Origin of the sequence: Pseudomonas sp. BYT-1 (genome assembly GCF_023611805.1) — a bacterium.
GTDB classification, from domain to species: Bacteria; Pseudomonadota; Gammaproteobacteria; order Pseudomonadales; family Pseudomonadaceae; genus Aquipseudomonas; species Aquipseudomonas guariconensis.
The window spans coordinates 5,159,287-5,174,354 of record NZ_CP072559.1; the positions used below are offsets into that span (position 1 = coordinate 5,159,287).

The 15,068-nt window shown below is 63.6% G+C and carries 12 protein-coding genes and 2 pseudogenes; 3 read left to right on the forward strand and 11 right to left on the reverse strand.

All coding sequences use genetic code 11. From position 1 onward, the window contains the following. Window positions 1–30: 30 nt before the first annotated feature. From purU to glyA, 6 genes are all read right to left on the reverse strand, one after another. A complete protein-coding gene (gene purU, locus J5X93_RS24190; protein WP_043211119.1) occupies window positions 31–888 on the reverse strand; it encodes a formyltetrahydrofolate deformylase in 858 nt (285 codons plus the stop codon). A 14-nt stretch (window positions 889–902) separates the two neighbouring features. Then, window positions 903–1,535: a sarcosine oxidase subunit gamma gene (locus J5X93_RS24195; protein WP_043211110.1), complete on the reverse strand. Its 633-nt coding sequence runs from the start codon at window positions 1,533–1,535 to the stop codon at window positions 903–905. Window positions 1,536–1,676: 141 nt separating this feature from the next. Continuing rightward, window positions 1,677–4,694 carry a sarcosine oxidase subunit alpha gene (locus J5X93_RS24200; protein ID WP_090346323.1) on the reverse strand — a complete coding sequence of 1,006 codons (3,018 nt, stop codon included), beginning with the start codon at window positions 4,692–4,694 and terminating at the stop codon, window positions 1,677–1,679. Then, window positions 4,691–5,023: a sarcosine oxidase subunit delta gene (locus tag J5X93_RS24205; RefSeq protein WP_043211106.1), complete on the reverse strand. Its 333-nt coding sequence runs from the start codon at window positions 5,021–5,023 to the stop codon at window positions 4,691–4,693. The genes J5X93_RS24200 and J5X93_RS24205 overlap by 4 nt, the downstream gene beginning before the upstream one ends. A 16-nt stretch (window positions 5,024–5,039) precedes the next feature. After that, window positions 5,040–6,290 carry a sarcosine oxidase subunit beta family protein gene (locus J5X93_RS24210; protein WP_043211104.1) on the reverse strand — a complete coding sequence of 417 codons (1,251 nt, stop codon included), beginning with the start codon at window positions 6,288–6,290 and terminating at the stop codon, window positions 5,040–5,042. Window positions 6,291–6,305: 15 nt separating this feature from the next. Continuing rightward, window positions 6,306–7,559 (reverse strand): serine hydroxymethyltransferase, encoded by a 1,254-nt coding sequence (glyA, locus tag J5X93_RS24215; protein ID WP_043211101.1) that lies wholly within the window; start codon window positions 7,557–7,559, stop codon window positions 6,306–6,308. A 324-nt stretch (window positions 7,560–7,883) separates the two neighbouring features. Here glyA and J5X93_RS24220 point away from each other — a divergent pair, with 324 nt between their 5' ends. Next, window positions 7,884–8,924, forward strand: a complete 1,041-nt coding sequence (locus J5X93_RS24220) for a threonine aldolase family protein (protein ID WP_043211099.1) — start codon at window positions 7,884–7,886, stop codon at window positions 8,922–8,924. A 66-nt stretch (window positions 8,925–8,990) separates the two neighbouring features. Here the strand turns inward: J5X93_RS24220 and J5X93_RS28650 are convergent, their stop codons facing one another. From J5X93_RS28650 to J5X93_RS24235, 4 genes and pseudogenes are all read right to left on the reverse strand, one after another. Next, window positions 8,991–9,728: a methyl-accepting chemotaxis protein gene (locus J5X93_RS28650; protein ID WP_371906664.1), complete on the reverse strand. Its 738-nt coding sequence runs from the start codon at window positions 9,726–9,728 to the stop codon at window positions 8,991–8,993. A 126-nt stretch (window positions 9,729–9,854) separates the two neighbouring features. After that, window positions 9,855–10,928, reverse strand: a pseudogene (locus J5X93_RS28655) (HAMP domain-containing protein); the annotation flags it as partial. Window positions 10,929–11,201: 273 nt separating this feature from the next. Further along, window positions 11,202–11,504: a cell division protein ZapA gene (locus J5X93_RS24230; protein ID WP_043211094.1), complete on the reverse strand. Its 303-nt coding sequence runs from the start codon at window positions 11,502–11,504 to the stop codon at window positions 11,202–11,204. Beyond that, a complete protein-coding gene (locus J5X93_RS24235) occupies window positions 11,501–11,731 on the reverse strand; it encodes a hypothetical protein (RefSeq protein WP_070090739.1) in 231 nt (76 codons plus the stop codon). The genes J5X93_RS24230 and J5X93_RS24235 overlap by 4 nt, the downstream gene beginning before the upstream one ends. 284 nt (window positions 11,732–12,015) lie before the next feature. On the opposite strand from J5X93_RS24235, the pseudogene J5X93_RS28660 reads away from it, so the two are divergent. Both J5X93_RS28660 and J5X93_RS28665 read left to right on the forward strand, forming a co-directional pair. Further along, window positions 12,016–12,771: pseudogene (locus tag J5X93_RS28660) on the forward strand (MCP four helix bundle domain-containing protein); the annotation flags it as partial. Next, the gene (locus J5X93_RS28665; RefSeq protein WP_418789768.1) at window positions 12,763–13,626 is read left to right on the forward strand and encodes a methyl-accepting chemotaxis protein; all 864 of its coding nucleotides are present in this window, start codon (window positions 12,763–12,765) and stop codon (window positions 13,624–13,626) included. The pseudogene J5X93_RS28660 and the gene J5X93_RS28665, both read left to right, overlap by 9 nt. Window positions 13,627–13,730: 104 nt before the next feature. Here J5X93_RS28665 and gbcB read toward each other — a convergent pair whose 3' ends face one another. Next, window positions 13,731–14,834 (reverse strand): glycine betaine monooxygenase reductase subunit, encoded by a 1,104-nt coding sequence (gene gbcB, locus J5X93_RS24245; protein ID WP_043211132.1) that lies wholly within the window; start codon window positions 14,832–14,834, stop codon window positions 13,731–13,733. Window positions 14,835–15,068: the final 234 nt, after the last annotated feature.

Sequence of the window (15,068 nt, forward strand, 5' to 3'; positions counted from 1 at the left end):
GCTTACCCGCGAACAAGACAATGAGGACTGTCAGAGCACCACGGTGCGATTGGCGTTGAGGAACACCCGGCGCTCGATGTGGTACCCCACCGCCCGCGCCAGGGTCAGGCACTCGATGTCGCGCCCCTTGGCGATCAGGTCTTCAGGGTAGTGACTGTGGTCCACCACCTCCACGCCCTGGGCGATGATCGGGCCTTCGTCCAGGTCGTTGTTGATGTAGTGGGCCGTGGCGCCGACCATCTTCACGCCCTTGTTGTAGGCCTGGTGGTACGGTTTGGCGCCCTTGAAGCCGGGCAGCAAGGAGTGGTGGATGTTGATCGCCCAGCCGTCCAGGCGGCGGCACAGCTCAGGCGACAGCACCTGCATGTAGCGGGCGAGAATCACCAGCTCCGCGCCGGTCTCCTCGATCACCTGCAGCACCTTGCGCTCCTGGGCAGGTTTGTCCTTGGGGTCCAGGGCAAAGTGGTAGTAAGGGATCTTGTGCCACTGCGCCAGGGGCTCGAGGTCGGGGTGGTTGGACACCACCGCCACCACGTCCATGGCCAATTGGCCGATGCGCTGGCGATACAGCAGGTCGTTGAGGCAGTGGTCGGCCTTGGACACCATGATCACCACCTTGGGGCGGTGATTGGGCGCGGTCAGCTCGAAGGTCATGCCGAAGGCGTCACTGCGCTCGGCAAGGCCGGCCCGGAAGCCCGCCTCGTCGAAGTCGTCCGGCTGGCGGAACTCCACGCGAATGAAGAACCGCCCCGAGAGCCGGTCGTCGAAGGAGTGGTGCTCCGTGACGTAGCAGCGCTGCTCGTAGAGGTAACGCGTCACTACGTCGACGGTGCCGAGCATGCTCGGGCAGTCGGCAGTGAGAATCCAAGTGTCCGGTGCCCGACTCATGCGTGTTCTCCTTTTTAAGCCTCGATGGCCAGGCCGTACTCGGCCGAAGCGTCCTGCAGCCACAGCCACCAGTAATCGGAGAAGCTGCGGCGGATCACCAGTTCCCAAGTGTCTTCGGCAGTGCGGCGAATCACCAGTTGCGACTTGGCGAACACGGTGCCGACGGCCTTGCCGACCGGGAAGTTGTTCGGGTGTACATCATAGCTGGTGGATTTCATCAGCACGTCGCGTACGTTGGGGCCGCGCAGCTCGAGCAGCGTTTGCCCGCCGCTGACGTTGACCACCTGAATGTGCTGGCCTTCGAGGGCCTCGCGCAGCTTCTGCTCGATGGCGAACTCCTGACCGCCCGGGACGATCAGCAGCCACTCATCCGGTCCGACCCACTGCAGCGACATCTCGTCGTTGGCGACCACGGTCAGGGCGACCGGCAGTTCCAGGCCCAGAGCCTTCTTCACGCCTGCGGCGAAGGCGGCGTCGTGGCCGTCGCCACGGATCGTCAGGTGGCCGAGGAATTTGTGCTCGCGCAGGGTCACGCCTGCGTTCTTGCGGCCCTTGCCGACCAGGCTGGCCAGGTCAGCGTGGTGCAGTGGCGACTCGGCCCGGGCGTTGGAGCCCGGATTTTGCTGGAAGACGTTGATTACGCTCATTTCTTACCTGCCTTGAATTCTGTTGTGCCGAACGGCGCTGGATCTGGGAGAGCGGGCTTGCCCGCGAATGGGCCGGTGAGGCCAACATCGCATTCGCGGGTACCCCGCCTCCACAAGCTCCAGCACTGCCTTGCGGGGGCCTTAGACGTTCTGCCGCTCACCCTTCGGATCGAAGAACACCGAAGACACGATCTCTGCCTCGATCACGCTGCCGTCAGCCTGCGGCGAGTAGACACGCTCGCCCATACGCTTGAGGCCGCCTTTGACCACACCCATGGCGAACGAATAGCCCAGGGAGTTGGAGGCATAGCTGGAGGTCACGTGACCGACCATGTCCATCGGAATCGGCTGGTTCGGGTCGAACACCAGCTGGGCGCCTTCGGGCAGCCACTTGGTCGGGTCGACAGGCTTGAGGCCCACCAGTTGCTTGCGGTCTTCGCGCAGGCAGTCCGAACGGGTCATGCCGCGTGCGCCGATCCAGGAGAACGGCTTGTTGCGACCGACACACCAGCCCATGTTCAGGTCGTCCGGGTTCATCGAGCCGTCGGTGTCCTGACCGACGATGATGAAGCCCTTCTCGGCGCGCAGCACGTGCATGGTCTCGGTGCCGTACGGGGTCAGGTTGTACTTCTTGCCCGCCTCGACGATCTGCTCCAGCACGCCCATGGCGTAGTTGGCCTGGACGTTGATCTCGTACGACAGCTCACCGGTGAACGAGATACGGAACACCCGGGCCGGCACACCGCCGACCAGACCTTCCTTCCAGCTCATGAACGGGAAGGCTTCTTTGTCCAGGTCGATGTCGGTCAGCTCGGCCAGCAGCTTGCGGCTGTTGGGGCCCGACAGGGTCATGGTGGCCCAGTGGTCGGTCACGGAGGTGAAGTACACCTTCAGGTCCGGCCATTCGGTCTGGTGGTACAGCTCCAGCCACTGCAATACGCGGGCAGCGCCGCCGGTGGTGGTGGTCATGATGAAGTGGTTGTCGCCGACGCAGGCGGTCACGCCGTCGTCGAAGACCATGCCGTCTTCTTTGCACATCAGGCCGTAACGGGCCTTGCCCACATCGAGCTTGGTCCAGGCATTGGTGTAAACGCGGTTGAGGAACTCACGCGCATCCGGGCCCTGGATGTCGATCTTGCCCAGGGTCGAGGCGTCGAGCAGGCCCACGCTGTCACGCACGGCCTTGCACTCACGCTCCACGGCGGCATGGATGTCTTCGCCGGCTTTAGGGAAGTACCACGGACGCTTCCACTGGCCAACGTCTTCGAACTCGGCGCCGTTCTTCAAGTGCCAGGCGTGCAACGCGGTGAAGCGTACCGGTTCGAACAGGTGGCCACAGTGACGGCCCGCTACCGCGCCGAAGGTCACCGGCGTGTAGTTGGGGCGGAACATGGTGGTACCCATCTGCGGGATGGTGATACCCATCGAGCGCGCAGCGATGGCCAGACCGTTGATGTTGCCCAGTTTGCCCTGGTCAGTACCGAAGCCCAGCGCGGTGTAGCGTTTCACGTGCTCGACCGACTCGAAGCCTTCGCGGGTGGCCAGTTCGATGGCGGCCGCGGTGACGTCGTTCTGCTGGTCGACGAACTGCTTCGGCGCACGGGCAGTGCCTTTGTCGTGCGGCACCTGGAACAGCGCCACGGTGGCCTCTTCCTTGCGGGCAACGACTTTCGGCAGGGTGCCGGCGGTCGCCTTGAAGCCTGCTTCGGTGGCTGCCTGAACGCCGCCTTCGAAACCATCGGCAATCGCGTCGCCGAGCGGATAGACGCCATTCACGCCACCCACGCAGACACGTTTCTGAGGCGCATCGCCCGGCACGAAGCCGAGGATGTCGTCACGCCAGATCGGACGACCGCCCAGGTGCGAGGCCAGGTGAACCACCGGGCTGTAGCCACCGGAGCTGCCGATCAGGTCGCACTCGAGCCATTCGCCTGGGCTGGTGACCTTATGCGCCACGGCATCGATCGCAGCGACGCGGGCGCCGGTTACGTGCTTGGTGCCCTTGGCCTCGATCACGGCGCTGGAGGTCAGGATGCGGATGCCCTTGGCGCGCGCTTCCTCGACCAGCGAGCCGCGCGGGTTGTGGCGCGCATCAGCGATGGCGACCACTTGCAGGCCGGCGTCGTGCCAGTCCAGAGCGGTGCGATAGGCGTGATCGTTGTTGGTCGACAGCACCAGCTTGCGGCCCGGTGCCACGCCGTAACGGCGCACGTACACCGAGATGGCGCCGGCGAGCATGTTGCCCGGCACGTCGTTGTTGCCGTACACCAGCGGACGCTCGTGGGTACCGGTGGCCAGTACCACACGCTTGGCACGCACGCGGTGGACGCGATGACGGACCTGGCCGATCGGGGCGCGGTCACCGAGGTGGTCGGTCATGCGCTCATGGATGGTCAGGAAGTTGTGGTCGTGGTAGCCGTTGACCGTGGCGCGAGGCAGCAGGGTCACTTCCGGCAGCGATTGCAGCTCGGCGACGACGGCAGCAACCCAGTCCGCGGCAGGCTTGCCGTCGAGGGTTTCGCGGGTGTCGAGCAGGCTGCCGCCGAACTCTTCCTGTTCATCGGCGACGATCACGCGGGCGCCGCTGCGACCGGCGGCCAGGGCCGCGGCCAGGCCAGCAGGGCCGGCACCGACGATCAGCACGTCGCAGTGCTGGTTCATGTAGTCGTAGCTGTCCGGGTCGTTCTGCAACGGAGCACGGCCAAGGCCTGCCGCTTTACGGATGTACTTCTCGTAAGTCATCCAGAACGACTTGGGATACATGAAGGTCTTGTAGTAGAACCCGGGCGGCATCATGCTGCCGCCGACCTTGCCAAGGATGCCCATGACGTCATTGTTGACGTTCGGCCAGCCGTTGGTGCTGGTGGCAACCAGGCCCGAGTACAGGGCTTGCTGGGTGGCGCGCACGTTCGGTACCTGGGTGGCCTCGCTCGAGCCCAACTGCAGGATGGCGTTCGGCTCTTCCGGGCCTGCGGCGACGATGCCGCGAGGACGCGAGTACTTGAAGCTGCGACCGACGATGTCGACGCCGTTGGCCAGCAGCGCAGCGGCCAGGCTGTCACCGGCATAACCCTGGTAGGTCTTGCCGTTGAAGGTGAAGTTCAGGACCTTGCTGCGATCGATGCGACCGCCGCTGGCGAGGCGATAGACCTGGCTCATACTTTTTCTCCCTGGCCTTTGACGGCCGACTGCGCGGGGTTCAGCTTGTTCGCGGTGACCTGCGGCTTCTCGCCGATCTTGTAGGTTTCCAGGATCTCGTAGGTCTCGGTGTTACGCGTGACGTTGAAGTACTGGCGGCAGCCGGCAACGTGGTCCCACAGTTCATGGTGAATACCGCGCAGGTTGTCGCGGAAGAACATGTAGGTACCCCATTCCTCGTCGGTGCAGGCGCTAGGGTCCAGCGGACGGGCGATGTGCGCCTGGCCGGAGGAGTGGAACTCTTCTTCGGAGCGCAGCTCGCCGCAGTGGGGACAGAAAATATGCAACATGACGAATTGTCTCCGATTAGTGGGCGACGGCCGCGGCGCCGTGTTCGTCGATCAGCGCGCCGGTGTAGAAGCGATCGATCGAGAACGGCTTGGCCAATGGGTGCATCTCGCCTTTGGCAAGGCTCGCGGCGAAGACGTTGCCCGAACCCGGGGTCGCCTTGAAGCCGCCGGTACCCCAGCCGCAGTTGAAGAACAGGTTTTTCACAGGGGTCTTGGAGATGATCGGGCACGCGTCCGGGCAGGTATCGACGATGCCGCCCCACTGACGGTTCATGCGCACGCGCGAGAGGATCGGGAACATCTCGACGATCGCCTGCATGGTGTGCTCGATGATCGGGTACGAACCGCGCTGGCCGTAACCGACCCAGCCGTCGATACCGGCGCCGATGACCAGGTCGCCTTTGTCGGACTGGCTGATGTAGCCGTGCACGGCGTTGGACATGATCACGCTGTCGATGATCGGCTTGATCGGCTCCGATACCAGCGCCTGCAACGGGTGCGATTCCAGCGGCAGACGGAAGCCGGCCAACTTGGCCATGTGACCGGAGTTACCGGCGGTGACCACACCGACGCGCTTGGCGCCAATGAAGCCCTTGTTGGTTTCCACGCCGATGACCGCGCCGTTTTCCTTGCGGAAGCCGATCACTTCGGTCTGCTGGATGAGATCGACGCCCAGGGCGTCGGCGGCACGGGCGTAGCCCCAGGCCACGGCATCGTGACGGGCCACGCCGCCACGGCGCTGGACGGTCGCACCGAGGATCGGGTAGCGGGTGTTCTTCGAGCAGTCCAGGTACGGGATTTCGGCGGCGACCTGCTCGGTGTTGAGCAGCTCACCGTCCACGCCATTGAGGCGGTTGGCGTTGACCCGACGCTCGGAATCGCGGATGTCCTGCAGGGTGTGGCACAGGTTGTACACACCACGCTGGGAGAACATCACGTTGTAGTTGATGTCCTGGGACAGGCCTTCCCACAGCTTCATGGCGTGTTCGTACAGCTTGGCCGACTCGTCCCACAGGTAGTTGGAACGCACGATGGTGGTGTTACGGGCGGTGTTGCCGCCGCCCAGGTAACCCTTCTCGATCACCGCGACGTTGGTGATGCCGTGCTCCTTGGCCAGGTAGTAGGCCGTGGCCAGGCCATGGCCGCCACCGCCGACGATGACCACGTCGTACACCTTCTTCGGCGTCGGCGTGCGCCACATGCGCTGCCAGTTCTCGTGGTGGCTGAGGGAGTGTTTGAAAAGGCCGAAGCCCGAATAGCGTTGCATGGTTGGTTACTCCACTCAGCGGTAGACCGGGAAATCCGCGCACAGGGCGGCGACGTTCTTGGCAACGTCGGCTTCGACGTCGGCATCACCCAGGTTGTCCAGCACATCGCAGATCCAGCCAGCCAGGGCAACGCACTGGGCTTCCTTGAAGCCACGGGTGGTGACGGCCGGGGTACCGATGCGCAGGCCCGAGGTGACGAACGGCGACTGCGGGTCGTTAGGTACGGCGTTCTTGTTGACGGTGATATGGGCGCGACCCAGGGCGGCGTCGGCGTCTTTGCCGGTCAGGCCCTGACGGATCAGGCTGACCAGGAACAGGTGGTTGTCGGTGCCGCCGGAAACCACGTCGTAGCCGCGGTCGATGAACACCTTGGCCATGGCTTGGGCGTTGGCGATGACCTGCTTCTGATAGGTCTTGAATTCAGGCTCCAGCGCCTCCTTGAAGCACACGGCCTTGGCAGCGATCACGTGCATCAGCGGGCCACCCTGGGCGCCCGGGAAAACGGCAGCGTTGAGCTTCTTCTCGATCTCTTCGTTGGACTTGGCCAGGATCAGGCCGCCACGCGGACCACGCAGGGTCTTGTGGGTGGTGGTGGTGACCACGTCGGCGAACGGAATCGGGTTCGGATACAGGCCAGCGGCAACCAGGCCGGCAACGTGGGCCATGTCGACGAACAGCAGTGCGCCCACTTTGTCGGCGATGGCGCGGAACCGTGGGAAATCCAGGGTCTTGGAGTAGGCGGAGAAGCCGGCGACGATCATCTTCGGCTTGTGCTCGACCGCCAGGCGCTCGACTTCGTCGTAGTCGATCAGGCCGGTGGTGTTGTCGATGCCGTACTGGACCGCGTTGTACAGCTTGCCCGAGGACGACACCTTGGCGCCGTGGGTCAGGTGACCGCCATGGGCCAGGCTCATGCCCAGGATGGTGTCGCCGGGCTGCAGCAGGGCCAGATAGACGGCGCTGTTGGCGGAGGAGCCGGAGTGCGGCTGGACGTTGGCGTAGTCGGCGCCGAACAGCTGCTTGGCGCGCTCGATCGCCAGCGCCTCGACCTTGTCGACGTACTCGCAGCCACCGTAGTAGCGCTTGCCTGGGTAGCCTTCGGCGTACTTGTTGGTCAGGCCGCTGCCCTGGGCCTGCATGACGCGCTTGCTGGTGTAGTTCTCCGAGGCGATCAGCTCGATGTGATCTTCCTGGCGCTGTTCTTCGGCATTCATCGCCGCCAGCAGTGCGTCGTCGTAACCCTGGATCTGGTCTTGCTTGCTGAACATCTTGTTTCTCCCGGCAGCGATCATTTCTTGTCTTGAGGCACTGTGGCCCTTTGAGGCGATGGTATGACCGGCGAGGGCGACTCAGATGCCTGCGCACGCCTTGCAATGGCGCGTTTACGACATTCGCATCTGCCTGGTGCCTGTGCGGGCCCCTTCGCGGGTAAACCCGCTCCTACAGGGGCTGTGCAATCCCTGTGGTAGCGGGTTTACCCGCGAAGAAGCGCGCAAGATCAATACAGCCAGTTGCTCGAACAGGCCTTGTATAGGCAACCGCTGAATCGATGGTTTAGAGTGCGGATCTGCGTCGTAAAAAGGACAGATGTCATGACTGATAACAGCCAACAATTCGCCAGCGACAACTATTCCGGCATCTGCCCCGAAGCCTGGGCCGCGATGGAAAAAGCCAACCTGGGCCACGAGCGCGCCTATGGCGACGATCAATGGACCGAACGCGCCGCCGAGTATTTCCGCGAGCTGTTCGAAACCGACTGCGAGGTGTTCTTCGCCTTCAACGGCACCGCCGCCAACTCCCTGGCCCTGGCCTCCCTGTGCCAGAGCTACCACAGCGTCATCTGCTCCGAGACCGCCCACGTCGAGACCGACGAGTGCGGTGCGCCGGAGTTCTTCTCCAACGGCTCCAAGCTGCTCACCGCACGCAGTGTAGACGGCAAGCTGACGCCCGAATCGATCCGCGAAGTCGCGCTCAAGCGCCAGGACATCCACTACCCCAAGCCACGCGTGGTGACCATCACCCAGGCCACCGAAGTGGGCACGGTGTACAACCCCGACGAGCTGCGGGCGATCAGCGCCACCTGCAAGGAGCTGGGGCTGAACCTGCACATGGACGGCGCCCGCTTTTCCAACGCCTGCGCTTCCCTGGGCTGCACACCGGCGGAGCTGACCTGGAAGGCCGGGGTGGATGTGCTGTGCTTCGGCGGTACCAAGAACGGCATGGCCGTGGGCGAGGCGATCCTGTTCTTCAACCGCGCCCTGGCCGATGACTTCGATTACCGCTGCAAACAGGCGGGCCAGCTGGCGTCGAAGATGCGTTTTCTCTCCGCGCCCTGGGTCGGCCTGCTCGAAGACGGCGCCTGGCTGCGCTATGGCCGCCACGCCAACCATTGCGCACAACTGCTGGCCTCGCTGGTGAGCGACCTGCCGGGCGTGGAGCTGATGTTCCCGGTGCAGGCCAACGGCGTGTTCCTGCAAATGCCGGAAGCCGCGTTGGAGGCGCTGCGCGCCAAGGGTTGGCGCTTCTACACCTTCATCGGCAGCGGTGGCGCGCGGTTCATGTGCTCGTGGGATACGCAAGAAGCGCGAGTGCGTGAACTGGCGCAGGACATCCGCGCCGTCGTCGGCGCCTGATGTCCGCGGGTAAATTGGAGCGGCGGTTGGGCGCCCCGATTTACCCGCGAAGCGTCCAACACCGACCTAGAGCTTGAACCCGCCCATCTGCCGCGCCAGGTCATCGGCCAGGCCACGCAACGCCTGGCACTCGTCCCGACAGGCCTGCACTTCGGCCGCCGTCTCCCGGGCCAGGTCGGAAATCCCCTGCACAGTCCGGTTGATCTCCTCGGTCACCGCCGACTGCTCTTCGGTCGCCGTGGCTACTTGATGGTTCATGTCGCTGATGTGCTCCACCTGATCGGTGATCGCCCCCAGCGAGGCACCGGTGCGCTGGCTGGACTCTACCCCGCCCCCGGTCGCCTGCTGCCCGGCATTCATTGACGCCACAGCGGTGCCTGCGCCTTGCTTGAGGCGCTGGATCATCTGTTGCACCTCGTCGGTGGACACCTGAGTACGCCGCGCCAGCGTGCGCACTTCATCGGCGACCACGGCAAAGCCGCGCCCCATTTCACCCGCTCGCGCCGCCTCGATGGCCGCATTGAGGGCCAACAGGTTGGTCTGTTCGGAAATACTGCGGATCACGGCCAAGACCTCGTCGATCGAGGCGACTTCGTCGGCCAGCTGGCTCACCGCCTCCGCCGCCCGGCTGATTTCCCCGGACATGCCTTCGATGCTGTGGATCGACCGGCGCACCACCTCGCGCGCCTGCAGGGCCTCGTCGCGCGCCGACTGCGAGGCATGGGCGGCATTGCCGGCGTTTTGCGCGATGTCCTGCACGGTCAGTCCCATTTCGTGCACGGCGGTGGCGACCATTTCGGTCATCTCCTGCTGGCGGCTGGAACGGTCGGCGGTGTTGTCCACCACGCGGGTCACCTGCTCCACCGACCGGTGCAGGCGCTCGGTGGTGCGCAGCACCTCGCCGATCAGCACCCGCTGGCTGTCGAGGAACCGATTGAACCCGCGGGCCAGGTCGCCCAGCTCGTCCTCACGCGTATCGTCCAGCCGCTGACTGAGGTCGCCAGCCCCGCTGCCGATCTGGGTCAGCGCCGTGGTGACCTGGCGGATCGGACGTACCAGCCCACGCGCCAGCAACACCACCAACAGCAACGACACTAACGCCACCGCGCCACCGATCAGGCTGGTCAGCCACACCGCTTCGTGCATCTGTGCGTAGATTTCGTCTTCCGGCACCTCGGCCACCAACGTCCAGTTCAGATCGCGAAGCGGTAGGCCCAGCGCAAGAAACGCTTCGCCGTCGCGGCTGAAACGCACCTTGCGCAGGCCTTCACCCTTACCCAACACGGCTTGGGTCGCCTGCTCGCCGACCTGCTCGGCCAACTGGCGCTTGCCGCTGAATTCGTGATCCGGGTGGACCTGGATCAGGCCGTCGTTGCGCACCAGGAACACCCGCCCGCGCTCACCGAAACTAAAGTCATGGATCAGTTTCGACAACGCCGTCATGCGCAGACCCATACCCGCCACGCCCACCAGTTGTCCGTCTTTTTCGACCCGGTAATCGATGAACAGCGCCAACTCCCCGGTGGAGCCATCGATGTCGATATTGATCAGGCGTTCGGCGCCGCTGTCGATGTAGCCGTAGAACCATTTGTCCTTCGGATTATCACGGCTGAGGGTGCGATCCAGGCCTTTCTCGTTGTAGTAGTGGCCGGTCGCCGTGGAGGCGAACAATGTAGTGAAGGCCTGGTTGCGCTGTTTAGCAGCCTCCAGGTACTCGAGAAAACGGGGGGCTTGGGCGGGGTCTTCGCCGGCTGCGAGCCAATCACGCAGCAGCGTGTTGCCGGCAATGTCGGCCGCCGCCACCAGCGGCTTGCCGAGCATGCGCTCGATGTCGTTGCGGATCGCTTCGACGCTGGCCGGCAGTGCCGTATCCACCAGGTAACGTTCGGTCAGGCGGTTGACCGCCTCGGTATACACCCCTACCACCACCAGGATGCTCGCCAGCAGGGCTGCGCCCATGCTCGCAATCAACTGCCACTGGATACTCCGCCGCCAGATCCGCATGCCCCAACTCCCCAATCATTATTATTTTGGGTGATTGTATACACTTACGTATCCGGTTATTCCAGTGATCTAAAACAATGTCCACGACCCGTGGCGCGTCGTTTTTGCCGCAAGATCCGATGCTAAAGCGACTGGCGCGGTGGCGGGCGAACACGCTCGCACGCGCCCGGCTCACTTCGAATCCTGGGATGACGCCAGACGGTGGCGCGGGTTTACCCGCGAATGCGATGCGAAACTCACCGATGCATTCGCGGCAAACCCGAGGTCAGGCAATTACTGTTCGGCGATGGTCCGAACGATAGCGTCCACCGTGGCGTCGATCTGCGCCTGGGTCCGCTCGAGGGTCTGCTGATGTTCCTTTTGCAACTCGACCTGCTTGGAACACAGATTCAGGGCTGCCAGCACCAGCAGCTTGTCACCGATCAGGGTGGGGTATTGACGCTTGGTTTCGGCCAAGGCGGTGTTGAGCATCCGCACGGCTTGCGCCAGGGTCTCTTCCTGGCCTTGGGGCGCCTTGATCGAATAGTCGTTGCCCAGAATGGACACGACATTGATCGGCTGCGCTTGCAGTCTCATGCGTTGACGACACCTGCGCTGGCGCGCTCTACCAGCGCCTGGATACGGGCCGCGGTGGCGCCGTGCTTCTCTTCCTGCTCCATCAGCGACAGCTGCAGGGTTTCATTCTCTTCCTTGGCCTGGGCCAGTTCCTGGCCGAGGGCGGTGTTCTGCTCGGTGAGTTGAGCGTTTTTCTGCATCAGGTCGTTGACCAGTTGCTCGAGTTGATTCAGGGAAGCTTCCAACATGGGGGTCTATCTCGGGTTGTTGCAAAGGGCGCACACGATAAAGAAAAGCGCGCGTCCTCGCCATTAAATATCGGGACACAAAGGCTTTAGCCTGGGCAGATTGACAGGCCTGGGCCGGGCTTGTTCCGACCTGGGTCAACCACCTGTCCGGAAACTCGATAGCAGGCTCACAATTTCATTCAAGCGCGGCCCGTTTCTACCGATAACCCGAGCAGGTCACATTCTGTCGCAGGGAACGCGCATTTTATTCCTTGCCCGGATTACAACCCATGTCCCTACGCAATATGAACATTGCCCCGCGTGCGCTGTTGGGCTTTGCCCTGATCGGCGCGCTGATGCTTGGCCTTGGCACCTTCTCCCTCATCCAGATGGGCAACATCCGCCAGGCTGGCCTGGCCATCGAAGCGGTGAGCGTGCCCAGCATCAAGACGCTCGATGAACTGGCCCTGCTCAACCTGCGCATGCGCACCCTCGCCTACCGCCTGGTGCTCAACCGCGACCCACAGTTCCAGCAAGACACCCAACGCCAGATGGACGAGCGCAACGCGCAGATCGACAAGATACGCGCTACCTACCGCACGCTGGTCGAAGGCCCTCAGGAACAAGCCGCCTTCGATCGCTACAACCAACTGCTGGGCCAGTACCGCCAGCTAGAAGCGCGCATGCGCAGCTTCAGCCAGGCCGATCGCGTGGAAGAGCTGCAAAATCTGATCAACCGCGAGCTGTTCGAAAATGCCGAGCAGATTAACCAAGCCATGGCGGACCTGGTGCGCATCAACACCGACCAGACCCGAGCCACCAATGCCAGAGCCGCCAGCCAATATGACACCGCCTTCACCCTGGTCATCGGCCTGCTGGTGGCCGCTACTGTGCTGACCCTGCTGTGCGCCTTCCTGTTGACCCGCAGCATCGTCAAGCCGATCGATGAAGCGCTCAAGGCCGCCGAACAGGTCGCCGACGGTGACTTGACCCAAGTGATCCGCGCCGAGGGCAACGACGAAGCCGCCCGCCTGCTACGCGCCATGGCGCGAATGCAGGACAAGCTGCGCGACACCCTGCAACTGATCGCAGGCTCGGCTACCCAGCTGGCCTCGGCCGCCGAGGAGCTCAACTGCGTCACCGACGAAAGCGCTCGAGGCCTGCAGCAGCAGAACAACGAGATCGAACAAGCCGCCACCGCAGTCACCGAAATGACCAGCGCGGTGGAAGAAGTGGCGCGCAATGCCGTGAGCACCTCCGAAGCCTCCAGCGAGGCCAGCCGTTCGGCGGGCGATGGACGCGATCTGGTGCTGGAGACGGTGGGCGCCATCGAGCGCATGAGCAGCGATGTGCAAGCCACCGCGACACTGGTCACCCGTCTGGCATCCCAGTCCCGGGATATCGGCAAGGTCCTGGATGTGATCCGTGGCCTGGCCGATCAGACCAACCTGCTGGCACTCAATGCCGCGATCGAAGCCGCCCGTGCCGGCGAGGCTGGCCGGGGCTTTGCCGTGGTGGCTGACGAGGTACGGGCCCTGGCCCACCGCACCCAGCAGTCGACCAGCGAGATCGAACGGATGATCGCCAGCATTCAGGGCGGGACCGAAGAAGCGGTCACGTCGATGCGCACCAGCACCGAACGTGCCGAATCGACCCTTAACATCGCCCGTGGTGCCGGCCTGGCACTGGACAGCATCGCCAGCGCGGTGGCGCAGATCAACGAGCGCAACCTGGTGATCGCCAGCGCCGCCGAAGAGCAGGCCCAGGTGGCTCGGGAGGTGGACCGCAACCTGGTGAACATCAATGATCTGTCGGTGCAGAGCGCGACCGGGGCACATCAGACCAGCGTGGCCAGCGCCGACCTTTCCCGTCTGGCGGTGGACCTCAACGGCCTGGTGGCGCGTTTTCGCACTTGATGAATACATTCGCGGCGGTTCGACGCCTCGATAAACCCGCTCCCACAGGTTCTGCATCGACCTGCTGGAGCGGGTTCACCCGCAAAATGTAGGAATGGGCTGGATCAGTAGTCGATCCGCACATCCCCTTGCGGGACACTGCAGCACGACAAGATGTAGCCTTCGGCTTCGTCTTCCTCGGTGATGCCGCCGTTGTGGTCCATGACCACTTCGCCGCCGAGCTTGAGTACCTTGCAGGTACCGCAGATGCCCATGCCGCAGGCCTTGGGGATCATCAGCCCCACCTTCGCCGCAGCCGCATGCACCGTCTCGCCCGGGGCGATACGGATGCTCTTGTCGCTGCCGACGAACTCCACCAGGTTGAGGTCGGCCGCGTCGAGTTCCTCGGCCGCCTCAGCCGCCTGCTCGGCATGTTCCACAGCATCGGCCTTGGCCTCTGCCGGGGTCGCGCCAAACGACTCTTCGTGGTAGTTGCGCATGTCGAAGCCCACCGCCTCGAGCATGCGCTTGACCGCGTTCATGTAAGGCGTCGGGCCGCAGCAGAAGACCACCCGCTCCATGTAGTCAGGCGCGATCAGCTCCATCAGGCGCTGATTCAGGTAGCCACGGTAGCCCGACCAGGGCTCGCCCAGGCCGTGCTTCTCGCAAATGATGTGCAGACTGAAATTAGGGATCCGCGAGGCCATCTGGTCCAGTTCGCGGTGGTAGATGATGTCCTTCGGCGAACGGGCGCTGTGGACGAAGACCATGTCGACATTGCCATTGGTGTCGTAGAACCAACGGGCCATGGACATCACCGGGGTGATACCGACACCGCCGGAGAGGTACAACACCTTCGGCGCCGGGAAGTCGATGGCGTTGAACAGCCCCACCGGTCCGTGCACCGCCAGCTCGAAGCCCTCGTGCATGTTGTCGTGCAGCCAGTTGGACACCTGCCCGCCGGGTACCCGCTTGACGGTGATCGAGAAGCTGTAGGGCACCGATGGCGAGCTGGAAATGGTGTACGAGCGCATCACCTGTTTGCCATCGATCTCAAGTTCCAGGGTGACGAACTGCCCAGGCTTGAAGAAGAACATGATCGGCTGGTCGGCCATGAAACAGAAGGTGCGCACGTCCCAGGTCTCCTGGATGACCTTGACGCAGCGCACCACATGGCGGCCGTTGGCCCAGGTCTGGGTCGTGACCGGATTGAGGAAGGTATCGGACATGTTCTTCTCCAGCGGCCGACTACCGGCCTTCATGGCTCCGATAATGCGCAAGCCGGCGACGAAGTACATTCCTATCAGCGACATCGGCGTGCTTATCGCGACCAGCCCCGCGCTACAAGGGCTGGCGCGTCGGAATCGGATTCGGCCATGTCGCCCGTGGATATGGTTCCTGTCGGCGGCGAACGCACACTCCACGGCAAATGAAACAGCTGTTTTTAGCAAGCAGCCTTGCGG

What these genes read in the sequence shown, in the direction of transcription:
- purU (WP_043211119.1), bottom strand. Translation starts at nt 888, where the DNA reads ATGAGTCGGGCACCGGACACTTGGATTCTCACTGCCGACTGCCCGAGC.
- J5X93_RS24195 (WP_043211110.1), bottom strand. Translation starts at nt 1,535, where the DNA reads ATGAGCGTAATCAACGTCTTCCAGCAAAATCCGGGCTCCAACGCCCGG.
- J5X93_RS24200 (WP_090346323.1), bottom strand. Translation starts at nt 4,694, where the DNA reads ATGAGCCAGGTCTATCGCCTCGCCAGCGGCGGTCGCATCGATCGCAGC.
- J5X93_RS24205 (WP_043211106.1), bottom strand. Translation starts at nt 5,023, where the DNA reads ATGTTGCATATTTTCTGTCCCCACTGCGGCGAGCTGCGCTCCGAAGAA.
- J5X93_RS24210 (WP_043211104.1), bottom strand. Translation starts at nt 6,290, where the DNA reads ATGCAACGCTATTCGGGCTTCGGCCTTTTCAAACACTCCCTCAGCCAC.
- glyA (WP_043211101.1), bottom strand. Translation starts at nt 7,559, where the DNA reads ATGTTCAGCAAGCAAGACCAGATCCAGGGTTACGACGACGCACTGCTG.
- J5X93_RS24220 (WP_043211099.1), top strand. Translation starts at nt 7,884, where the DNA reads ATGACTGATAACAGCCAACAATTCGCCAGCGACAACTATTCCGGCATC.
- J5X93_RS28650 (WP_371906664.1), bottom strand. Translation starts at nt 9,728, where the DNA reads ATGACCGAAATGGTCGCCACCGCCGTGCACGAAATGGGACTGACCGTG.
- J5X93_RS24230 (WP_043211094.1), bottom strand. Translation starts at nt 11,504, where the DNA reads ATGAGACTGCAAGCGCAGCCGATCAATGTCGTGTCCATTCTGGGCAAC.
- J5X93_RS24235 (WP_070090739.1), bottom strand. Translation starts at nt 11,731, where the DNA reads ATGTTGGAAGCTTCCCTGAATCAACTCGAGCAACTGGTCAACGACCTG.
- J5X93_RS28665 (WP_418789768.1), top strand. Translation starts at nt 12,763, where the DNA reads ATGCAGGACAAGCTGCGCGACACCCTGCAACTGATCGCAGGCTCGGCT.
- gbcB (WP_043211132.1), bottom strand. Translation starts at nt 14,834, where the DNA reads ATGTCCGATACCTTCCTCAATCCGGTCACGACCCAGACCTGGGCCAAC.